The 21,798-nt window shown below is 60.0% G+C and carries 15 protein-coding genes; 5 read left to right on the top strand and 10 right to left on the bottom strand.

The window, feature by feature from the left end:
• Positions 1 to 310 precede the first annotated feature (310 nt).
• From EJA70_RS21940 to EJA70_RS21930, 3 genes are all read left to right on the top strand, one after another.
• Positions 311 to 2,434 carry a bifunctional diguanylate cyclase/phosphodiesterase gene (locus tag EJA70_RS21940; protein ID WP_158833470.1) on the top strand — a complete coding sequence of 708 codons (2,124 nt, stop codon included), beginning with the start codon at positions 311 to 313 and terminating at the stop codon, positions 2,432 to 2,434.
• Positions 2,435 to 2,479: 45 nt separating this feature from the next.
• The gene (locus EJA70_RS21935) at positions 2,480 to 2,971 is read left to right on the top strand and encodes a M48 family metallopeptidase (RefSeq protein WP_158833468.1); all 492 of its coding nucleotides are present in this window, start codon (positions 2,480 to 2,482) and stop codon (positions 2,969 to 2,971) included.
• A gap of 77 nt (positions 2,972 to 3,048) precedes the next feature.
• On the top strand, positions 3,049 to 3,345 hold the full coding sequence (locus EJA70_RS21930) for a helix-turn-helix domain-containing protein (protein ID WP_008081019.1): 297 nt from the start codon (positions 3,049 to 3,051) through the stop codon (positions 3,343 to 3,345).
• 122 nt (positions 3,346 to 3,467) lie between these two features.
• Here the strand turns inward: EJA70_RS21930 and EJA70_RS21925 are convergent, their stop codons facing one another.
• Complete coding sequence (locus tag EJA70_RS21925; RefSeq protein WP_158833466.1) at positions 3,468 to 3,920, bottom strand: GNAT family N-acetyltransferase; 453 nt, start codon at positions 3,918 to 3,920, stop codon at positions 3,468 to 3,470.
• A 255-nt stretch (positions 3,921 to 4,175) separates the two neighbouring features.
• On the opposite strand from EJA70_RS21925, the gene EJA70_RS21920 reads away from it, so the two are divergent.
• Entirely contained in the window at positions 4,176 to 4,913 is a 738-nt protein-coding gene (locus tag EJA70_RS21920; protein ID WP_158833464.1) for an ABC transporter substrate-binding protein, read from the top strand.
• Between the two features lie 127 nt (positions 4,914 to 5,040).
• Here EJA70_RS21920 and yccS read toward each other — a convergent pair whose 3' ends face one another.
• The 9 genes from yccS to betI all read right to left on the bottom strand — a co-directional run bounded on the left by yccS (position 5,041) and on the right by betI (position 19,131).
• Positions 5,041 to 7,224: a YccS family putative transporter gene (gene yccS, locus EJA70_RS21915; protein WP_158833462.1), complete on the bottom strand. Its 2,184-nt coding sequence runs from the start codon at positions 7,222 to 7,224 to the stop codon at positions 5,041 to 5,043.
• A 219-nt stretch (positions 7,225 to 7,443) separates the two neighbouring features.
• Positions 7,444 to 8,622 (bottom strand): NAD(P)/FAD-dependent oxidoreductase, encoded by a 1,179-nt coding sequence (locus EJA70_RS21910; protein WP_158833460.1) that lies wholly within the window; start codon positions 8,620 to 8,622, stop codon positions 7,444 to 7,446.
• A gap of 148 nt (positions 8,623 to 8,770) precedes the next feature.
• Positions 8,771 to 10,156: an ATP-dependent RNA helicase DbpA gene (gene dbpA / locus EJA70_RS21905; RefSeq protein WP_008085781.1), complete on the bottom strand. Its 1,386-nt coding sequence runs from the start codon at positions 10,154 to 10,156 to the stop codon at positions 8,771 to 8,773.
• A gap of 296 nt (positions 10,157 to 10,452) precedes the next feature.
• On the bottom strand, positions 10,453 to 11,880 hold the full coding sequence (mdtD, locus tag EJA70_RS21900; RefSeq protein ID WP_158833458.1) for a multidrug transporter subunit MdtD: 1,428 nt from the start codon (positions 11,878 to 11,880) through the stop codon (positions 10,453 to 10,455).
• Positions 11,881 to 12,070: 190 nt separating this feature from the next.
• Positions 12,071 to 13,408, bottom strand: a complete 1,338-nt coding sequence (locus EJA70_RS21895; protein ID WP_158833456.1) for a TldD/PmbA family protein — start codon at positions 13,406 to 13,408, stop codon at positions 12,071 to 12,073.
• Entirely contained in the window at positions 13,408 to 14,850 is a 1,443-nt protein-coding gene (locus tag EJA70_RS21890) for a TldD/PmbA family protein (protein WP_158833454.1), read from the bottom strand. The genes EJA70_RS21895 and EJA70_RS21890 overlap by 1 nt, the downstream gene beginning before the upstream one ends.
• A 281-nt stretch (positions 14,851 to 15,131) precedes the next feature.
• Positions 15,132 to 16,835, bottom strand: coding sequence for a choline dehydrogenase (gene betA / locus EJA70_RS21885; protein WP_008085774.1), 1,704 nt, complete (start codon positions 16,833 to 16,835; stop codon positions 15,132 to 15,134).
• Between the two features lie 141 nt (positions 16,836 to 16,976).
• Positions 16,977 to 18,449: a betaine-aldehyde dehydrogenase gene (gene betB / locus EJA70_RS21880; RefSeq protein WP_158833452.1), complete on the bottom strand. Its 1,473-nt coding sequence runs from the start codon at positions 18,447 to 18,449 to the stop codon at positions 16,977 to 16,979.
• Between the two features lie 88 nt (positions 18,450 to 18,537).
• Entirely contained in the window at positions 18,538 to 19,131 is a 594-nt protein-coding gene (betI, locus tag EJA70_RS21875; protein ID WP_158833450.1) for a transcriptional regulator BetI, read from the bottom strand.
• A gap of 429 nt (positions 19,132 to 19,560) precedes the next feature.
• Between betI and betT the strand changes: the two genes are divergently transcribed.
• Positions 19,561 to 21,558: a choline BCCT transporter BetT gene (gene betT / locus EJA70_RS21870; RefSeq protein WP_158833448.1), complete on the top strand. Its 1,998-nt coding sequence runs from the start codon at positions 19,561 to 19,563 to the stop codon at positions 21,556 to 21,558.
• The last annotated feature ends 240 nt before the right edge of the window (positions 21,559 to 21,798 follow it).

Raw genomic sequence — 21,798 nt, 5'->3', positions numbered from 1 at the left:
CACTCAGTTCATCCTGAACGCGGGTGCCAGAAGCTCTAGTCCGCGCCTTTTGGGGGCGGTCTTTATAAGCGTAGTGATGTTTTTTGTTAACGCCCGTTTGGCAGATGATTGACGTCAACATCCTGTCGAAATGCCATCTTCGCCGAATTCCGGGGGCTGTAGCGGTGACCGTTAGTCGGTAAATCGCAGCTTTGGCGAAATGATGGCCTGATGACAGCTACTGCTTTTACAGATCCCGGACTAGAGTGAACGCTCAGTATGTGTACGGTTTTTACCGGAACCGGCCTGTAGTCCCGACAAGAGAAGCAGCATGGAATGCGCGCAACCCCAGCCAGGTGAAGGCAGCTCTGTCCTTTTAATCGTTGATGATTACCCTGAAAACCTGATCAGCATGCGCGCGTTGCTGCAACGCCAGGACTGGCAGGTCATCACCGCTGCCTCCGGTTTCGAGGCGCTCAGTCTGTTGCTCGAACACGACGTCGATCTGGTGCTGCTGGATGTGCAGATGCCGGGCATGGACGGCTTTGAGGTCGCCCGGCTGATGCGCGGCAGCCAGCGCACACGGCTTACACCGATTATTTTCCTCACCGCCAACGAGCAATCTCAGGATGCCGTGATCAAGGGCTATGCCAGTGGCGCAGTGGATTACCTGTTCAAACCGTTCGACCCGCAGATTCTCAAGCCCAAGGTGCAGGCGTTGCTGGAGCACCAGCGCAACCGCCGCGCCTTGCAGCGTTTGAGCCATGACCTGGAAGTGGCGCGTGCCTTCAATGCCTCGGTGCTGGATAACGCCGCCGAGGGGATTCTGGTGGTGGGTGAGGACGGTTTGATCCGCTTCGCCAATCCGGCGATCTCGCGGCTGCTCAATGCGCCCGTGAAGGAGCTGGAGGGTCAGGAGTTTCTCGATTACCTGCAGAAACCGCATATTCCGCTGTGGGCCGATTCCGATTTCTACGCCTGTTACAAACGTGGGGAAACGTTAAGACTGCACGACGCGTTATTGCGCACTGCGCCCGGCCAGCAGGTGCCGGTGGCCTTGTCCTGCGCGGCACTGCCCAGCGAACAACATGCGATGGTGGTGACGGTGCTCGACATGTCGGTGGTGCGCCACTTGCACCAACAGCTCGAGTTTCAGGCCGTGACGGATCCACTGACCGGCCTGCTCAATCGCCGAGGCTTTTACCAGACGGTGGAAAACCTGCTGTTGCGCGGCGAACGCAGCGACAGCAGTTGGGTGCTGTTGTACCTGGATCTCGACGGTTTCAAACGGGTCAACGACTCGTTGGGGCATGATGCCGGCGACCGCGTGTTGCGCTGGGTCTCCGAGCAATTGAAGGCGTGCCTGCGCCCGTTCGACATTCTTGCGCGCATGGGCGGCGATGAGTTCACCGCGTTACTGGACCTGGAGTTTCCTGAGCAAGCGGCGAAAATTGCCGAGAAACTCATCGAACGCGTGTCGATCTGTCAGCAAATCGAAGGACTCGACATCGCTCTCGGCGCCAGTATCGGCATCGCCACGTTCCCGGACTGCGGTTCCAACCTCGACGGTTTGCTGCGTGCCTCCGACATCGCCATGTATGAAGCCAAGCGCGCCGGGCGTCAGCAGTATCGCTTCTATGATCACGAAATGAACGGTCGCGCGCGCTCGCGCTTGATGCTTGAAGAGAGCGTGCGCACCGCCATCGAGAACCGCGATTTCAACCTGGTCTATCAGCCGCAGGTGGCCATTGATACCGGGCAGATTCGCGGTTTTGAAGCCTTGTTGCGCTGGCAGCACCCCAGCGTCGGCGATGTCCCGCCGGGGCTGTTCCTGCCGTTGCTGGAAGAAGCGCGGTTGATCAGTCGGCTCGGTAGTTGGATTTATCATCGTGGCGCCGGCCAGCGCAAAGCCTGGGAAACCCTGTTCGCTGAGGATCTGGTGCTTGGCGTGAGCTTGAGCAACACCCAATTCAGCTTGCCGAATCTGGTCACCGAGTTGCGTCAGGTGATGGAGCGACACGCCCTGCAACCTCGGCAACTGGAGGTGGAAGTCACCGAAGAAGCGCTGATGCAAAACCCCGACGAAACCCGCAAGCAACTGCGCTTGCTGCGTAATCTCGGGGTTCGGGTCGCGCTCGATGACTTCGGTTCCGGGCCTTGCTCGCTGGCGCACCTTCGTGATCTGGAACTGGACACGCTCAAACTTGATCGCCATCTCATCGCCCGATTGCCGGACTCTGCTCGCGACGCCTCACTGGTCAGTACGGTGATCAATCTGTGCAAACAATACGGTTTGCTGGTGATTGCCGAAGGGGTCGAAACCGTCGAGCAATACCAATGGCTGCAAGCCCACGGCTGCGAGTACGTGCAAGGTTTCCTCGTCGCGCGGCCGTTGATCGCCGAAGACGCCGCCAGCTTCGCCGAGCCTTTCGACTGGAGCGCGCTGCCCGGTTGAATTCGCTACACTGGCGCACCTTTTTTCGAACCGTGTCGCCCGTCCATGACTGTGTTGAAGTACCTCCAGGCCTATCCCGCGCAATTGCAGGATCAGGTGCGCCAATTGATCGCCGAAGGGCGCCTGGGCGATTACCTCAGCCAGCGTTATCCGGGGCGGCACGATGTGCAGAGCGACAAGGCGTTGTACAGCTACGCACTGGACCTGAAACAGGAATACCTGCGCAACGCCCCGGCCATCGACAAGGTGCTGTTCGACAACCGTCTCGACCTGACCCACCGCGCGTTGGGCCTGCACACCACGGTGTCGCGGGTGCAGGGCGGCAAGCTCAAGGCCAAGAAAGAAATTCGTATCGCCTCGTTGTTCAAGGAGGCCGCGCCGGACTTTCTGAAAATGATCGTCGTGCATGAACTGGCGCATTTCAAAGAGTCGGATCACAACAAGGCGTTTTATAAATTGTGCGAGCACATGCTGCCGGGGTATCACCAGATCGAGTTCGATCTGCGCGTGTACCTGACCTGGCGCGACATGCAATAAAGATCAAAAAATCACAGCCCCTGTAGGCGCTGCCGAAGGCTGCGATCTTTTGACTTTCTAATCAACGGGGTCCATGCATGGACGTAAGCAAGACCAAAAGCAGTTTCTACCGCCGTTTGTATGTGGCCTACCTGATCGACAGCGGCCTGGCCCCCAGCGTCCCGACGCTGACCGACGTCACCGGCATGCCCCGGCGCACCGCGCAGGACACCATCGCGGCGTTGGCCGATCTGGATATCGTCTGTGAGTTCGAGCAGGAAGAGGGCGCACGCAACCATGCCGGGCGCTACCGGATTCGTGAGTGGGGGGCGATTGATCGTGGGTGGATCGAGCGCAATCTGCGGCAGATCAAGGCTGTGCTTGAGTATCCTTAATTCTTGCAGTGATCGAGCTGACGCCATCGCTGGCAAGCCAGCTCCCACAGGCTTATCAGTCGGACACAAAATTTGTGTTCACCGTTGAACCTGTGGGAGCTGGCTTGCCAGCTATGAGGCCATCAAGCCCGACGCATGCCGATATGCGGAATGTCATCCTCGAGATATTCCTCACCCGCCACAACAAACCCGTACTTACCGTAATACCCCTGCAAATGCGCCTGCGCCGACAGATAGATCGGCACTTGCGGCCAATGTTTCTCGGCGTGTTTCAGCGCCTGTTCCATCATCTCGTGCCCCAGCCCTTTGCCTCGACCTTGCGGCGCGGTAATCACGCGGCCGATCACCACGTCACCGCCCTGAGACTCCGGGTCGAGCAGACGCAGATAAGCCATCAACTGGTCGTCATCCCACCCCATCAGGTGGTAGGTATCACCTTCCAGATCCTGGCCGTCGAGGTCCGGATAGGCGCATTTCTGTTCGACCACGAACACTTCCGACCGCAGCTTCAACAACGCGTACAACTGCTCTTTGCCCAGATCGCTGTGATGTTTGCAGACCCACTCGATTGTCATGTGCCGATTCCTTGAACGTGTCGCCCGATACTAAGCGCCCGCGCCAAAGATGTCTGTATGGCGTAAGAGTCTGTGATAAAGGTCAAAATGCCATCATTCCTTTCTCGCACGGATGACTTCTTTGTGTAATCTGCTGGTGAGCGCAGTGCCTTGGCTCCATTGAGCTAATGTTAGTGCCTGGGTTTCGCCGGTACGGGGCCTTGGGGTTTTGACTGAAAACACGCTGGGCAGCCCGCCCGCTAAGGATTTTCAAGCATGCCGCGATTGCATCGAGCCTTTGCTTTGATCGGATTGCTGTTGCTGAGTCAAAGCGCTGCAGCGGAGAAGCTGCGGCTGGTGTTTGATATCTGGCCGCCCTTTACCGACGACACGCTGGTCAATGGTGGCCTGGCCACCGACATTGTCAGCACCGCGTTGGCCCGGGCCGGTTATGCCAGCGGTTATGAGCAGGTGCCTTGGGCGCGGGCGCTGCTGGGGGTTGGTGAGGGCCGTTACGATGTGCTGGTCAACGCCTGGTACAACGACGAGCGAACCAGACTCGGGCAGTTTTCCGGGGAATACCTGCTCAACCGCATCCGTTTTCTCAAGCGCAAAGACACGCCACTCGACTATGCCAATCTGCAACAACTGCACACCTATCCGATTGCGGTGGTGCGCGGTTATGCCTATTCCGCGCCGTTCGATGCCGACACGGCGTTGCAGAAGGTGCCTGTGCATAACTTTGCCATGGCCGTGCGCATGCTCGCGGCGGATCGGGTCAAGTTGACGCTGGAGGATGAGTACGTGGCCAAGTATTACCTGGCGCGGGAATCCGCCAAGGTGCGCAACGCGGTGGAGTTTTTGCCCAGGCCGTTGAGTGAGAACAGCCTGCATATTTTGGTCAGCCTGAAGAATCCGCAGCATGAGCAGATTGTCGCGGGGTTTGATAAGGCGATTGCGGCGATGAAGGCGGATGGGAGTTATGACAAGTTGTTGAGGCAGCATGGGATGTGAGTTTCTGATTTCAGGGTTGTGTTGTTGCTGATGGCTTCATCGCTGGCAAGCCAGCTCCCACAGGGTTCGCGGTGTATACAAATCCTGTGGGAGCTGGCTTGCCAGCGATGAGGCTCGCCAAGGCAACTCAAACTTCAGCGGTGTCCTTGATCAGGTGCGCCGCCAAAGTGCGCAACGGCCCCAACTGCCGGCAGATCAACGCCAACTGCGTCTGCACCAACCGTTGCCCCTCATCAATCTCATCAGCCATCTGCTCCAGCTCATTGGCCAGCGCTTCTTCCTCGTCGCTCTGAATCGCCACCGGCTGCTTGCTCGCCAGCCCTTGGGCGATTTCATCGATACTCGCCGCCAGCTTCACCCCGGCGCCATCAATCAGATGCTCGCGCACCTCCGCCGGCAACTGGGTCTCGCGATGCGCACCCAGCCCTGACAGATAACTCAGCAACGTGTGCGACAGCACCAGGAAACGGAAACCGACATCCGCTTCCTTACGGAAATGCCCCGGCTCCATGAGCATGTTCGCCAGCGTCGTCGACAGCGCCGCATCGGCGTTGTGCGCATTGCGCCGGGCCAGACGGTAGGCGAGGTCGTCGCTCTTGCCGGCGGCGTATTGCTGCATGATCTGCCGTAAATAGATGCTGTTGCAGGTCAGGGTGTTGGCCAGCACTTTGTTCAGGCGTCGACCCTGCCAGTCCGGCAGGAACAGGAACACCGTGAGCCCGGCAATCAAACTGCCGAGCAGGGTATCGAACAGTCGTGGCAGGAACAGCCCGTAACCGTCGCCCACCTGGTTGAAGCAGAACAGCACCATGATGGTGATCGCTGCAGTCGCCAGGGTGTAGCGGGTGGTGCGGTTGGTAAAGAACACCACGCCGGCGGCGATGGCGAAACACGACTGCACCAACGGGCTCGGGAACAGATCGAACAGCGCCCAGGCCACGGTCAGGCCGATGGCTGTGCCGAAAATCCGCTGACCGAGTTTGCGTCGAGTGGCGCCGTAGTTCGGCTGGCAGACGAACAGCGTGGTGAGGATGATCCAGTAGCCTTGCGACGGGTGAATCAGATGCACCATGCCATAGCCGATGATCAACGCCAGCGGCAGGCGCAGGGCGTGACGGAACAACAGCGACGTCGGCGTCAGTTGCGTGCGCAGGCGAATCCAGACGTCCTTGAAGTTGCGCGGCGAGCGGTCGAGCAGGCTGCTGTCGGTCGCATCGGCCAGGGCGTCGGGGTTGCTCGCGTCGCTGAGCAAACGGTCGAGGGTGCCGAGGTTGGCCGCCAGTGCGCGCAGCGAGCGCAGCAATCCGCGCCAGGCCGGGTTGCTCTGGATGCGCAGGTGTTCGAGGGAAGCGTCGAGGTCGCTCAGCGCTTCGGCGAAGCTCGCGTCGTAGGTGAACGGCTGGCGCATCTGGATCGATTCGGCCAGCGCGCGGCAGGCTTTGCCTTGTTGGCGCAGCAGGCGCTGACAGCGGAACAGTACGTCACTGTGGAAAAACGCATCAGCGAGGGCGTTGTACGGATAGTGCGAAGAGCTGGCGCGTTCGTGAATGTCTTGCGCGAGGAAGTACAGCTTCAGGTAGCGGCTGACTTTCGAGCCTGGGCGACCATTGCCGACGCGGTGCAGAATGATTTCCTTGGCGCTGTTGAGTGCAGCGACCACGCGGCCGTTTTGTTGCGCCAGCTCCAGGCGCCGGGCTTCGACGTCCAACTGGCGGATCGGCTCGAACAACGAGGCTTTCAGCTTCAGGTAAAAACCCAGTTCGCGAAACAATCGCGCCAGACTTTGCTGCACCGGCTGGTTGGAAAACAGCGCCTGCCACAACACTGAGAGCAAGCCGTACCACGCGGCGCCGGCAACCAGCAGCATCGGTTCGTGCCAGAAATCGGTGACCGCGCCACCGCGTTGATCGACGCCGATCATCGTGTACACGGACAGAATCAGCGTCGCCGAAGCAATCGCCCCATAACGCTCGCCGAGCGCACCGAGCATGGTCAGGCCAAAACTCGCCAGCGCCAGGGCAATGGCGAACACGATGGGGTAGGGGAAGAGCAATTCCACCGAGAGCGCGGCGATGCTGAAGCACACCAGCGTCACGGCGAGGGCGTTGAGGCGGCCCTGCCAACTGTCGTCGGTTTCGGCCAGGGCGCTGGCGATAATCCCCAGGAACAACGGGATCAACAGGCCCATTTCATCCTGATACCAACACAGCGCCATGCTGCCGGTCAGGGCGATGAACACCCGCACGCTGTAGCTGAATTTATCCAGCGCCCACAGGCGCCGCAAAGACTGACGAAACGAGGTCGAGGACATGAAGTGCGAAGGCCTTCCGAGGCGATGCCGCTAAATTGAGCCAGTAATGACGCCGGCGCAATGGCGCCGATCACATCTGACAGCAAAAAGTGTTCCTTGATCGCCCCGCGACCCCTTGTAGGAGCTGCCGAAGGCTGCGATCTTTTGATCTTGATCTTAAAAAGCGGGATCAAAAGATCGCAGCCTGCGGCAGCTCCTACAGGGGGAGTGTTGTTTCGGTCAGGCGTATTGCGCGGCGGCGTAGCCGGAGGCCCAGGCCCACTGGAAGTTGAAGCCGCCCAGGTGGCCGGTGACGTCGAGCACTTCGCCAATGAAATACAGGCCCGGGCTTTTCAGCGATTCCATGGTCTTGGAGGACACTTCTCGGGTATCGACGCCACCGAGTGTTACCTCTGCAGTGCGATAGCCTTCCGTGCCCGCCGGCACGACTTTCCAGCTGCCGAGCTTCTCGGCGATTTCCGCCAACTCAGCGTGGGTGTACTGCTTCATCGGCTTGGAGACAAACCAGTTATCCGCCAACAGGTTGGCCATCTTCTTGGTGAAGATTTCACCCAGCAAAGTTTTCAGCTCGCTGTTGGGCCGCTCGGCCACTTGCTGTTGCAACCAGCTCGCCGCGTCGTGATCCGGCAGCAGGTTGATTTCCACCGTGTCGCCAGACTCCCAGAACGAGGAGATCTGCAAAATCGCCGGGCCGCTGAGGCCACGGTGAGTGAACAGGATGTTCTCGCGAAAGCTTTGATCGTTGCAGCTGACCAGACAATCCACCGACGTCCCGGACAGCTCGGTACACAGTTCCTTGAGCTGATCGGTGATGGTGAACGGCACCAGGCCGGCGCGGGTCGGCAGCAGTTCATGGCCGAACTGCTTGGCCACCTGATAACCAAAACCGGTGGCGCCCAGCGTCGGGATCGACAGGCCGCCGGTAGCGATCACCAGCGACTGGCACTGGACCTGACCGAGGGTGGTGTCGAGCAGGTAACCGCTTTCGACTTTCTCGATGGTCTGGATCGAAGTGTCGAGGTGCAACTCGACGCCGGCCTGATCGCACTCGGTGAGGAGCATTTCGAGGATGTCGCTGGATTTGTTATCGCAGAACAGCTGGCCGAGTTTTTTCTCGTGGTACGGCACGGCATGTTTGCCGACCATGCCGATGAAATCCCACTGGGTGTAACGCGCCAGTGCGGATTTGCAGAAATGCGAGTTCTGCGAGAGGAAATTGCTTGGCTCGGTGTACATGTTGGTGAAATTGCAGCGGCCACCGCCAGACATCAGGATTTTCTTGCCGGCTTTGTTCGCATGGTCGAGCAGCAACACCTGACGCCCACGCCCGGCGGCGGTCAGTGCACACATCAACCCAGCGGCGCCTGCGCCAATGATCACGACTTCGGTAGAGCGCAAAACGGTGTCCTCACACAATGATCGTTCCCACGCTCTGCGTGGGAATGCTGCCATGGACGCTCTGCGTCCGTTGTTATGTGACGCGGAGCGTCACGGGATGCATTCCCACGCAGAGCGTGGGAACGATCACAGGGGAGTTACGTTGTTCTTACAGGATGCGGACGCGCAGCGAACGGCCTTTGATTTTGCCGTCGTTCAGGCGCTGCAAGGCTTGCATGGCCACGGTGCGGTCGACGGCCACATACGCCTGGAAGTCGAAGATCGCGATCTTGCCAACCTGCGCACCGGGGATACCGGCATCACCCGTCAGTGCGCCAAGAATGTCGCCCGGACGAACCTTGTCTTTACGGCCAGCACCGATGCACAGCGTGGTCATCGGCGGCTGCAGCGGCGCGAGGCCTTGGGACTTGAGGTTATCGACCTGATCCCAGTTCAGCGGCGATTTCTGCAGCTGTTCGATGGCTTGTGCGCGATGCGCTTCGCCCGGAGCAACCAGGCTGATCGCGATACCTTTTTCGCCAGCACGACCGGTACGGCCGACGCGGTGAATGTGGATCTCCGAATCACGCGCCAGCTCGACGTTGATCACCATGTCCAGCGCATCGATGTCCAGACCACGGGCGGCGACGTCGGTGGCGACCAGTACCGAAGTACTGCGGTTGGCGAACATCGCCAGCACCTGATCGCGATCACGCTGTTCCAGATCGCCGTGCAGGCCGACGGCGGAAATGCCTTTGGCGGTCAGGTGATCGACGGTTTCCTGCACTTGCTGCTTGGTGAAGCAGAACGCCACGCAGGACGCCGGACGGAAGTGGTGCAGGACTTTGGTCACCACGCTCATGCGATCTTCCGGGGAAATCTCGTAGAAGCGCTGCTCGATCTGCGTGTCATCGTGGAACGCTTCGGCTTTCACCGTTTGCGGATCACGCATGAACTTCGAGGCCAGTTGCTTGATGCCCACCGGGTACGTCGCGGAGAACAACAGGGTCTGACGGCGCTCCGGGGTCTTGACGATGATGTCTTCGATGGCGTCGTAGAAACCCATGTCGAGCATGCGGTCGGCTTCGTCGAGGATCAGCGTGTTCAGGCCGTCGAGGACCAGCGAACCTTTGCGCAAGTGCTGCTGAATGCGCCCCGGGGTGCCGACGATGATGTGCGCGCCGTGCTCCAGCGAAGCGATCTGCGGGCCGAAGGACACGCCGCCGCACAGGGTCAGGACCTTGATGTTGTCTTCGGCGCGGGCCAAACGACGGATTTCCTTGGCGACCTGATCGGCCAGCTCACGCGTCGGGCAGATCACCAGCGCCTGGCAACCGAAGTAGCGCGGGTTGATCGGGTTGAGCAAACCGATGCCGAACGCGGCGGTTTTGCCGCTGCCGGTCTTGGCCTGGGCGATGAGGTCCATCCCCTTGAGGATCACCGGCAAGCTCTGCGCCTGGATCGGCGTCATCTGGGCATAACCGAGGGATTCGAGGTTAGCCAGCATGGCGGCGGACAGCGGCAGAGTATTAAAAGCGGTGGCGATGGTGGTCACGGGACTGGCCTGCAAAACAAAATGTCGCGCAGTGTAGCAGCCCCGTGCCACTTTCCTCGAAAGTTCTGGACGAACAGCGACTAAAACCACTGAACCCCTGTTGTGCAGGAACTCATCTGTGGCGAGGGGATTTATCCCCAATGGGGTGCGCAGCGCCCCCAAATCTGTCACCTCAGTTTGTCAGGCTGACCGCATACAGTCTTTTGGGGCTGCTACGCAACCCATCGGGGATAAATCCCCTCACCACAAAAGCCCCTCACCACAATTCCCTTCCCACAGAAGCCCTTCAGCATGAATCAGTGTTCGATGTGTTCTTCCGGGCGTTTCGCGCGGCGGCCGTCTTCTTTCGACAGTTGCGAGAAGATCGTCGCCGCGAGCATCGCCATGATCCCGACGGTGACGAAGGTCAGTTGGAAGGCACCGAGCACAGTCTCCACACCATCATTACCGACCTCCGCCGTAAACCCGCCAAGCAACGCACCGGCGCACGCCACGCCCAGACTCAACGACAACTGTGCCACCACCGACAACAAGCTGTTGCCGCTGCTGGCGCTCGCATCATCCAGATCAATCAATGTCACCGTGTTCATCGCCGTAAATTGCAGCGAGTTGATCGCGCCAAGTACCGCCAGCAGACACAGCAGCAACCAATACGGCGTCTGCTCGCTGACCAGGCCCATGCTCGCCAGCATGATCCCCAGTGCCAACGTATTGCCGGTGAGGACGATGCGATAACCGAGCCGCTCAATCAGCGGTCGCGCCACCCACTTGGCGATCATCGCCGCAGCGGCCAGCGGCAGCATGCTCATCCCCGCTTGCGACGGTGAATAACCCAGCGCCACTTGCAGCAGCAACGGCACCAGAAACGGCAGGGCACCGCTGCCCAAACGTGCGAACAGGTTGCCGAGAATGCCGACGGCAAAGGTGCGGGTCTTGAACAGCGACGGCGCAAACAGCGGGTTTTCGATGTGCCCGGCGCGCAACCAGTATGCCGCCAGACAGGCCATGCCGCCGAACAGCAGCAACATCACCCGCAGGTGCGGCAAGTGCAGTTCGCCGAGGCCTTCCATGGCGATGGTGATGAGGATCATCGCCGCGCCGAACAGCAGGAAACCTAGGCTATCGAAGCGTGTGCGCTCGGTGCCGCGCAGGTCGGGAATGAACTTCCATACTGCGTAGCAACCGATGACGCCGACCGGCAGGTTGATCAGGAAGATCCAGTGCCACGTCAGGTATTCGACCATCCAGCCGCCCATGGTCGGGCCGATCAGCGGGCCGAGCAGGCCGGGGATAGTGATGAAGCCCATGATCCGCACCAGTTCGGATCGCGGATAAGCACGCAACACCACCAGGCGCCCGACCGGCAGCATCAGCGCACCGCCCAGGCCCTGAATCACTCGGGCGCCGATCAGCATGCTCAGGCTGCTCGACAGCGCGCAAAGCAAAGAGCCGAAACTGAACAGCAGAATCGCGCCGAAGAAGATTTTCTTGGTGCCGAAGCGGTCGGCGATCCAGCCAGAGGCCGGGATCAGCAATGCCACGGTGAGCATGTAGGAGATGACCACACCCTGCATGCGCAACGGATCTTCGGCGAGATCGCGGGCCATGGCCGGCAGGGCGGTGTTGAGGATGGTGCCGTCGAGGGACTGCATGAAGAACGCAATGGCCACGACCCACGGCAACCAGCGGGCGGTGATGGCGTCGAGAGGCGGGCGGTTGGGCATGGAACCTCTGATGGGTGGTTAATCCAAATTCTTGTTCAAACATGAAACCCTGTGGCGAGGGGATTTATCCCCGATGGGTCGCGCAGCGGCCCCAAAAAAGCGGGACTGCTGCGCAGTCCATCGGGGATAAATCCCCTCGCCACAGTTTCTATTCCAACAGTTGATTCCCGGTGTGCCGGGGATCTTTGTTTTACAGCGTTAGCGTGAGTCGGCTAACCAGCGCGCCCGGCAGCAACGCCGACGAGGTATTGCGCTGGCTATATGTACTCGCCGACAGCAGCAACTCGCGCTCTGCCGTCAGTGCCTCCAGTTGCGAACCCAGCAGACTGTAAGCGCTGTCGTCAAAACGCATGGTGCTCACCGGCGCCTGGATCTCGCCATTTTCGACCCAGAAGGTTGCAAACCGAGTCATACCGGTCATGCGCGCCGCCGGTTGATCCGAGAAGTTCAGGTACCACAGGTTGCTGATGTACAACCCGGTGCCCAACTGCTTGAGGATCTCTGCCTGAGACAGAACACCGGCAGCCATGTTCAGCGCACTCGGCGATTCACCGCCGCTGGCACCGTTGGCCGTCAGGCCATATTCGGCGGCACTGCGCGAGCCGACCAGTTGATCGCCCGCCTTGCCTTCGACGATCAGGCGCAGATCACTGCGTGGATAACCTTCGCCGGAAAACGCCGGGCTCAGCGACTCGCTGACTTTCTCCTCCAGCGACACCAGCGGACTGAACGCCTGATCGCCGACATACAGCTTCTGCAACGGGCTGCTTTTGCTGGCAATCGACTGCGCCGAGAAACCGCCCCAGCTCAACATGCCCATGATTTCTTCCAACGCCGCTGGCGCCAGATACGCGCGGTACTGCCCCGGTGCCAAGGTGCGCAGCGGACGACCGAGAAATTCCAGTTGCTCGCGCGCCTGACCGAAGCGCTTGGCGAACCCTTCGCTGCTCCAGTCATGCCCGGCGTAGCTGGCTTTCACCGCTTCGCCATTGTCGTGGAACAGGCTGAAATCGAAGTTGAAACTGTTGGCCTGATGCCAGCCGAACGCCCCCGAAGAACTGGCGAAACCACGGCTGATCGGGCCGGCGGCATAGAACCCCACCAAGTCGAGACCTTCAGCCGCCGCGCAGATTTCATCGACCACCTGTTCCGTGTCCGGCAACGGATGTTCCTGCACATTTTTGCTCTGCCAGCCGTTGTGATTGAGCAGCAGATACGGATCCTGCGGCAGCAGCGGCAGGGTTTCGCGCAGTTGTTGCAGACCTTCGGCGAGGCGTTGCAGATCGCCTTCCTGATCACCGGACAGGGTGACTTGCAGGTCGGCGTGACGCCCGTCGTTGATCAGCTTCAGAACGATGTTGGCCTGCTGCACTTGCCCGGCCTGGCGCACCTTGGCGTGGTTGAAACGTACGAACGCCGAAGACTCGGCGGCATAGCTGAGGGTGAACTGTTCCGGCTCGCGTACGCTGTCGCGCAGCCAATTGACCATGACCTTGAAGGCGTCGGACTGACTCTTCGAAATGCTCATCAGGCGTCTCCCCCAAACACATCAACGTTGCTGAATACACAGGCCGGCGAAGCGTGGCCGACGCGGATCACCTGGTTCGGTTCACCTTTGCCGCAGTTCGGCGTGCCGAGCACCTTGACGGTGTTGGCGTCGCCGACGGCGCGCAGGCTTTTCCAGAAGTGCGCGGAAATCGCCCGGTAGTTCGGGTTTTTTACCACGCCTTTGAGTTCACCGTTCTCGATCAACTGGCCCCATTCGCAGCCGAACTGGAATTTGTTGCGCGCATCGTCGATCGACCACGAACGGTTGGTGCTCATCAAAATGCCGTGCTCGATGCCTTCGATCAGTTTGTTCAACGGCTGATCGCCAGGCTCGATATTGAGGTTGGCCATGCGGTCGATCGGCGCGCGGTTCCAGCCGCAGGCGCGGCTGTTGGCGACGCCATCCATGCCGGCACGGAATTGCGACAGCGCACCGCCCAGCGGCCGCAGCAACAGACCTTCGCGGATCAAAAATTGTTTGCTCGCCTGCGTGCCGTCGTCGTCATGGCCGTAGCTGGCGAGCTCTTCGGGAATGCCCGGATCGAAGGTCACGTTGAGCAGTTTCGAGCCGTATTGCAGGCTGCCGAAGTCGCTGGCTTTAACGAAACTGGTGCCGGCGTAATTGCGTTCGTCGCCGAGGATGCGGTCGAGTTCCAGCGGGTGGCCGATGGATTCGTGGATCTGCAGCATCATCTGATCGGGCATTAACAGCAGGTCGCGCGGGCCTTGCGGGGTGTTCGGTGCGAGCAGCAGTTGCAGCGCCTGATCGGCGACTTGCGGGCCGGCACCGATCAGTCCGCAACGGCTGATCACGTCTGCGCCGCCCTGTTGGCCGAAGTTTTCGCGGCCGAGGCTGCGGGTCTGGCTGTCGTTGCCGTCGTAGGCGGTGACGTCGAGGCCTGGATAGACGAAGCGCTGGGCCTGGCGCAATTCAGCCCCGGCGCTGCTCAGGTAGATCTGTTCGACGTGGGTGATGCCGATGCTCACTTCCCAGTTCACCAGGCGCTCATCCTTTGGCACCGAGGCGGATTCCGCACCGAGCAGCTCGAAGCATTCGCTCAGGGACGGAAAGGGTTGTTCGAGATTGGGTGAAAAGTAATCAGCGCGGTCGCTGGACACCGGCTGATCGCGCAGGTCGAGCAAGGCGTGCGGCTTGAGCCGGCGGGCTTGCAGTTCGGCGCGTTCAAGCGCGGCTTGCAGGCCTTGTTGCGACAAATCGTTGGTGGCCGCGTAGGCCTCAACGCCATTGACGCGAACGGTGAGCATCGCACCTTCGTCACGGCTCAGGCTCGGTGGTTCGGCGACGTTCTTGCGTACCGACAGGTACTGCCCGGACTCGCGTACATACCGCAGGGAAAAAAACTCAGCGCCCGTGCGCAAGGCAGCGAAGCGCTGCTTGAGCTGGGGGTGGAAATCGAACATTCGGGAACCTCCTTGTCAGGGGGAAGCGGTAGAGCTACGGCGAGGAAGGGGGTGAAACGGTTGCGCGAGGTCTAGAGTAGGCCTGCGTGGGGGTAGGATCAAGTGAAGAGGGGGTGTAGGGGGATTTACTGTGCAGCGGGGGAATTTGTGCTGAATCTCAGGGCCCCATCGCTGGCAAGCCAGGCTCCCACAGGTTTTTTGCTGAACACATTATGTGTGTACGACACAAAACCCTGTGGGAGCTGGCTTGCCAGCGATCAGCCTTGATGCGCTATCAAGTCTTACTGAGCAGCCGGGGTGATATCACGCATCGGCTTGCCTTTGACCGGTGCATCGCCCGCGACGTAGTACGGCGCGGTGCTGCGTGGCAGCGGCTGGCGGCCACGGATCTTGTCGGCGATTTTCTCGGCGATCATGATCGTCGGCGCGTTCAGGTTGCCGGTGGTGATGATCGGCATGATCGAGGCATCGACCACACGCAGGCTCTGCATGCCGTGCACGCGACCTTCGCCATCAACCACAGCCATCTCGTCGGTGCCCATCTTGCACGAGCAGGACGGGTGGAACGCGGTTTCGGCGTGCTCGCGGATGAACTTGTCCAGCTGCTCATCGGTTTGCACTTCGATGCCCGGGCTGATTTCGCGGCCACGGAAAGCGTCCAGCGCAGGCTGCTGCATGATTTCACGGGTCAGGCGGATGCCGTCGCGGAATTCCTGCCAGTCTTGCTCGGTGGCCATGTAGTTGAACAGGATGCTTGGGTGCTGGCGCGGGTCTTTCGACTTGGCCTGAATGCGACCACGGCTCGGCGAACGCATGGAACCCATGTGCGCCTGGAAACCGTGCTCTTTCACACCGTTGCTGCCGTTGTAGTTAATCGCCACCGGCAAGAAGTGGTACTGAATGTTCGGCCATTCGAATTCCGGACGCGAACGGATGAAACCGCCGGCTTCGAACTGGTTGCTGGCGCCGATGCCTGTGCCGTTGAACAGCCACTCGGCACCGATGGCCGGCTGGTTGTACCAGAGCAGCGACGGGTACAGCGAAACCGGTTGGGTGCAAGCGTATTGCAGGTACAGCTCAAGGTGATCCTGCAGGTTTTCACCGACGCCCGGCAGATCGTGAACGACCGGGATGTCGAGGGATTTCAGCAGCTCGGCAGGGCCGACACCGGAACGCTGCAGAATCTGCGGCGAAGCGATGGCGCCGGAGCACAGCAGCACTTCTTTACGCGCTTTGGCTTCAACGCGCTCTTCCGCCGAACCGACCAGATAACGCACGCCAACCGCACGCTTGCCTTCGAACAGAATCTTGTCGGTCAGGGCGTGGGTGACGATGGTCAGGGTCGAACGCTTTTTCGCGGTGTCGAGGTAGCCACGGGCAGTGGAAGCACGACGACCGTTCGGCGTCACGGTGCGGTCCATCGGGCCGAAGCCTTCCTGCTGGTAACCGTTCAAGTCTTCGGTGCGCGGGTAACCGGCCTGCACGCCGGCTTCAACCATGGCGTGGAACAGCGGGTTGTTGCCAGCCTTCGGCGTGGTCACGCTGACCGGACCTTCGCCACCGTGATAATCGTTCGGGCCGATGTCGCGGGTTTCGGCTTTGCGGAAGTACGGCAGGCAGTCGAGGTACGACCAGTTTTCCAGCCCCGGCAGTTTCGCCCAGCCGTCGTAGTCCATCGCGTTGCCGCGGATGTAGCACATGCCGTTGATCAGCGAAGAACCGCCGAGGCCTTTGCCGCGACCGCATTCCATCCGGCGACCGTCCATGTGTGGCTCGGCGTCGGTTTCGTAAGCCCAGTTGTAGCGACGACCTTGCAGCGGGAACGCCAGAGCAGCCGGCATTTGCGTGCGGAAGTCGAGACGGTAGTCAGGGCCGCCTGCTTCAAGCAGCAGAACGGTGACGCCGGCGTCTTCAGTCAGACGGGTCGCCAGGGTGTTACCGGCCGAGCCGGCACCGATGATGATGTAATCGAATTCTTGGGACATAGGCCCTCCGGGGGCTGCAAGCTTCAAGCTTCTAGCTGCAAGGAAAAGCAGCGAGCTGTGGCTTTGAGATCGGGTAGGGCGGCAAACACAAACTGCTTTTACTTGCAGCTTGAAACTTGCCGCTCGTAGCTGATCAGCTAATCAAAATACCGAAACGTACTCACCCAGTTCGACTTGCACGGACTTAATGCGAGTGAAGTTATTGAGAGAGCTGATCCCGTTTTCACGGCCAACACCCGACTGCTTGTAGCCGCCGACCGGCATTTTTGCATCGGACTCGCCCCAGGCGTTGATCCAGCAGATACCCGCTTCCAATTGATGAATCACGCGGTGGGCGCGATTCAGGTCTTTGGTGACGATACCGGCGGCCAGGCCGAAGTCGGTGTCGTTGGCGCGGCGGATCACTTCTTCTTCGGTTTCGTACGACAGGATTGCCATGACCGGGCCAAAGATTTCTTCACGGACGATGGTCATGTCGTCGGTGCAATCGGTGAACACGGTTGGTGCGACGAATGCGCCTTTGGCGAATTCGCCGTCGGTCAGACGATCGCCGCCGCACAGTACGCGAGCGCCTTGCTCTTTACCCTTGGCGATGTAGCCCAGCACGCTTTCCATGTGCGCGAAGCTGACCAGCGGGCCGAAGTTGGTGTTTTCGTCTTCCGGGTTGCCGATGCGGATGCGTGCAACGCGTTCAACGATCTTGGCTTCGAAAGCAGCTTTCAGGTGCGCCGGAACGAACACGCGAGTGCCGTTGGTGCAGACCTGACCGGAGCTGTAGAAGTTGGCCATCATTGCGGTGTCGGCAGCGCGATCGAGATCGGCGTCGTCGCAGATGATCAGCGGGGACTTGCCGCCCAGCTCCATGGTCACGTCTTTCAGCGACGAAGCCGAAGCGCTGGCCATTACTTTCTTGCCAGTGTCGGTGCCGCCGGTGAAGGAGATTTTTTCGATGCGCGGGTGCTCGGTCAACCAAGTGCCGACTTCACGGCCGCTGCCGGTCAGGACGTTGAACACGCCGTTTGGCAGGCCGGCTTCGGTGAAGATCTCGGCCAGTTTCAGAGTGGTCAGCGAGGTGACTTCGCTTGGCTTGAAGATCATCGCGTTACCGGCCGCCAGGGCTGGCGCGGATTTCCACAGCGCGATCTGGATCGGGTAGTTCCACGCGCCGATACCGGCGACAACGCCCAGCGGCTCGCGACGGGTGTAGACGAAAGAAGTGTCGCGCAGTGGAATCTGCTCGCCTTCGATCGCCGGCACCAGGCCTGCGTAGTATTCCAGCACGTCAGCGCCGGTAACGATGTCGACGTATTTGGTTTCGGAGAAGGATTTACCGGTGTCCAGGGTTTCCAGCGCGGCCAGTTCATCGTTGCGCTCGCGCAGGATGTCGACGGCGCGACGCAGGATGCGCGAACGCTCCATGGCGGTCATCGCGGCCCAGATTTTCTGGCCCTTTTCAGCGGCGACTACAGCGCGCTCGACGTCTTCCTTGGTCGCACGTTGCACCTGTGCGAGGACTTCACCGTTAGCCGGGTTGATGGCTTCGAAGGTGGCATCGCTGCCGGCGTCAGAGTACGCGCCATCGATGTAAAGTTTTTGCAGTTCGAAACGGGCCATAGTGTCCTCGCAAGTGCATTGGTGGTTGGCGTTGACCACCGCGGTGAGGCTGCGGTGGCGTTCAGGGGCCGAGCGTTTTCTGTGTGCTCTAGCTCACCTTCTTGGCCAATTGGAAATCCATGTATTCGTAAGCGATTTGTTGCGCCTGCGCCGTGTCGAAAGCGTCTCCCGACAAAGCGCCGCGCAACCACAAGCCGTCGATCAACGCTGCCAGGCCACGCGCTGCGGTGCGCGCATCTTCGAGCGGCAACACACGGCGGAACTGGCAGCACAGGTTGGAATACAGACGGTGATCGTTGATCCGCTGCAACCTGTGCAAAGACGGCTGGTGCATGCTGGTGGCCCAGAAGGCCAGCCAGGTTTTCATTGCCGGGCCATTGACCTGGCTGGCGTCGAAGTTGCCTTCGATGATCACCTGCAGATGCGCCCGTGGGCTGTCATCTGCCAGCGCCTGACGGCGCGCGGTGACGCTCTCGCTGAGGGCGGTCATCAGATACCGCATCGTGGCGGCAATCAGGCCGTTCTTGTCCTGAAAGTAATGACTGATGATGCCATTCGAGACACCGGCCAAACGGGCGATCAGCGCAATGCTGGCGTCCCCCATTCCGACCTGATCGACCGCCTGCAAAGTGGCTTCGATCAGTTGTTGGCGGCGGATGGGTTGCATACCGACCTTGGGCATCTTGCACATCTCCTTAGGCCTTCCGAGCGGCGAATGACGCCTATCGGATTGACGGCCAGTCTATTTTGTTTTGATTGAACGTTCAATCAACAAAGAATAAGATCTGCGACAAATCGTCGCTGCCTACAGATTTTTCCTACGTGTAAGTGGCGATAAAACCGACATCCGAAAATGCTTGAAACCTGTATGGGGCATGGCGCGGTTCGCGATTCGATGGACGTATTGAAAGGGCAAGACGCTCAGGGCCAGGTTTCGGATGAACGTCCGTCCACCTTCGGCCACGAAAGCGATTCGCGGCGCCATTTCGGCAGGTTCGGGCTTTTTTCGGGGTGTCTTTATATCACCCGCCGGTCGGCTGCCAACTAACCGATTGGTCGGGTTCCGTGTTGCCTTGTGTTCTTCTCTCGCACTGCCTGGAGCATTTGTGCCATGAGTTCTGCCTCGCTTATAAAGACCCCGCCCGAGAAGGTGACGGTCAACGGTTGGGTGTTTTACACCTCTACCGCGCTGATTCTGTTGTTGACCGCCATTCTGATTATCGCCCCGCAAGAGGCCGGCAGACTGTTGGGTATCGCTCAGGCCTGGTTGTCGCGCAGCTTCGGCTGGTACTACATGGTGGTGATTGCCGCCTACCTGGTATTTGTCGTCGGTCTGGCGTTTTCCTCGTACGGCAAACTCAAACTGGGCAGCAAGGACGACACCCCGGATTTCAGTTACGGCGCCTGGGCGGGGATGTTGTTCTCGTCGGGTATCGGTATTTCGCTGCTGTACTTCGGCGCATCCGAGCCGCTGGATCACTATTTCAATCCGCCGGAAGGCGCCTCGGCCAGCAACATGGCCGCGCGTCAGGCGGTGCAACTGACGTTCCTGCACTGGGGCCTGCACGGCTGGGCGATCTACGCACTGGTCGGTCTGGCCGTGGCGTACTTTGCTTACCGTCATAACCAGCCGCTGGCCCTGCGTTCGGCGCTGTATCCGCTGGTCGGCGAGCGTTGGGTCAAAGGCGCGGCCGGTCATGCGGTGGACGGCTTCGGCATGTTCGTGACGCTGCTCGGTCTGGTGACGAACCTGGGGATTGGTTCGCTGCAAGTGTCGTCGGGCCTGGAAAACCTGTTCGGCATGGAACACAGCAACACCAACCTTTTGATCGTGATCATCGTGATGAGCACCGTGGCGACCATCGCTGCCGTGTCCGGCGTGGAAAACGGCATCCGCCGTCTGTCCAACCTGAACATCGTGCTGTTCAGCGGTCTGCTGATTTTCGTGCTGTTGTTCGGCCCGACCTTGCACCTGCTTAACGGCTTCGTGCAGAACATCGGCGATTACCTCAACGGCATCGTGCTGAAAACTTTCGACCTGTATGTGTACGAAGGTGACAACGCCAAGTCCGAGCGCTGGATGGGCCTGTGGACGCTGTTCTACTGGGCATGGTGGATTTCCTGGGCGCCATTCGTCGGCATGTTCATCGCGCGTATTTCCCGTGGTCGTACCGTGCGTGAACTGGTCGCCGGCGTGCTGCTGATTCCGTTGGGCTTCACTTTGGCCTGGCTGTCGATCTTCGGTAACTCGGCACTGGACCTGGTGATGAACCATGGGGCGGTGGAGCTTGGCAAGACGGCGCTGGAACAGCCGTCGATGGCGATCTATCAATTGCTTGAACATTACCCGGCGTCGAAAGTCGTCATCGGTGTGTCGATCTTCGTTGGCTTCGTGCTGTTCCTGACCCCGGCCGATTCTGGCGCGGTGATGATGGCGAATCTGTCCTGCAAGGGCGGCAACGTCGACGAAGATGCGCCGCACTGGCTGCGGATCTTCTGGTCGGTGGTGATCACCTTGGTGACCATCGGTCTGCTGTTTGCCGGTAACTTCGAAGCCATGCAAACCATGGTGGTGCTGGCCGGTCTGCCGTTCTCGGTGGTGTTGGTGTTCTTCATGTTCGGCCTGCACAAGGCGATGCGCCAGGACGTGCAGATCGAACAGGAGCAAGCGCAACTGGCAGAGCGCGGTCGTCGCGGTTTCAGCGAGCGTCTGACCCAGCTGGATCTGCAGCCGAGCCAATCGGTGGTGCAGCGTTTCATGGACAAGCAAGTCAGCCCGGCGCTGGAAGACGCCACCGCGCAGATGCGTGCGCAGGGTCTGACAGTGCAGACGCTGCTGGGTAAATCCAAGCGTTGCATGGGTGTGCGCGTCGAGATGGAAGAGGGCAACCCTTTCGTTTACGAAGTCAGCCTGGACGGTTATCTGGCGACGCCGACCGAATCGGCCCAGTCCGATGAAGCGCGCCAGCGTTACTACCGCGCCGAGGTGTATCTGCACAACGGCAGCCAGGATTACGACCTGATGGGCTTCACGCAGGATCAGATCACGCGGGATGTGCTCGATCAGTTTGAAAGCCATCGGCAGCTCCTTGGCCGGGTGTACAGCTAAGACTTGAAGTTCTGCAGTGCAATCAGCCGCACCGCAGAACCATTGTGGCGAGGGGATTTATCCCCGATGGGCTGCGAAGCAGTCCTGCAACCGTCAAACGCGGTTTTCCTGGATTACCGCGTTTGACGACTTGGGGCCGCTTCGCGGCCCATCGGGGATAAATCCCCTCGCCACAGATCCTGTATTCACAGCTGAATATCTGCACCAACAAAAACGCCGCGATCCTCTCGCGGCGTTTTT

It is taken from the genome of Pseudomonas sp. PB103, from assembly GCF_009764635.1.
Classification (GTDB): Bacteria; Pseudomonadota; Gammaproteobacteria; order Pseudomonadales; family Pseudomonadaceae; genus Aquipseudomonas.
The sequence above is the reverse complement of the archived record's forward strand: the minus strand, read 5'-3'. Positions and strand labels throughout refer to the sequence as shown.

What these genes read in the sequence shown, in the direction of transcription:
- EJA70_RS21940 (WP_158833470.1), top strand. Translation starts at nt 311, where the DNA reads ATGGAATGCGCGCAACCCCAGCCAGGTGAAGGCAGCTCTGTCCTTTTA.
- EJA70_RS21935 (WP_158833468.1), top strand. Translation starts at nt 2,480, where the DNA reads ATGACTGTGTTGAAGTACCTCCAGGCCTATCCCGCGCAATTGCAGGAT.
- EJA70_RS21930 (WP_008081019.1), top strand. Translation starts at nt 3,049, where the DNA reads ATGGACGTAAGCAAGACCAAAAGCAGTTTCTACCGCCGTTTGTATGTG.
- EJA70_RS21925 (WP_158833466.1), bottom strand. Translation starts at nt 3,920, where the DNA reads ATGACAATCGAGTGGGTCTGCAAACATCACAGCGATCTGGGCAAAGAG.
- EJA70_RS21920 (WP_158833464.1), top strand. Translation starts at nt 4,176, where the DNA reads ATGCCGCGATTGCATCGAGCCTTTGCTTTGATCGGATTGCTGTTGCTG.
- yccS (WP_158833462.1), bottom strand. Translation starts at nt 7,224, where the DNA reads ATGTCCTCGACCTCGTTTCGTCAGTCTTTGCGGCGCCTGTGGGCGCTG.
- mdtD (WP_158833458.1), bottom strand. Translation starts at nt 11,880, where the DNA reads ATGCCCAACCGCCCGCCTCTCGACGCCATCACCGCCCGCTGGTTGCCG.
- EJA70_RS21895 (WP_158833456.1), bottom strand. Translation starts at nt 13,408, where the DNA reads ATGAGCATTTCGAAGAGTCAGTCCGACGCCTTCAAGGTCATGGTCAAT.
- EJA70_RS21890 (WP_158833454.1), bottom strand. Translation starts at nt 14,850, where the DNA reads ATGTTCGATTTCCACCCCCAGCTCAAGCAGCGCTTCGCTGCCTTGCGC.
- betA (WP_008085774.1), bottom strand. Translation starts at nt 16,835, where the DNA reads ATGTCCCAAGAATTCGATTACATCATCATCGGTGCCGGCTCGGCCGGT.
- betB (WP_158833452.1), bottom strand. Translation starts at nt 18,449, where the DNA reads ATGGCCCGTTTCGAACTGCAAAAACTTTACATCGATGGCGCGTACTCT.
- betI (WP_158833450.1), bottom strand. Translation starts at nt 19,131, where the DNA reads ATGCCCAAGGTCGGTATGCAACCCATCCGCCGCCAACAACTGATCGAA.
- betT (WP_158833448.1), top strand. Translation starts at nt 19,561, where the DNA reads ATGAGTTCTGCCTCGCTTATAAAGACCCCGCCCGAGAAGGTGACGGTC.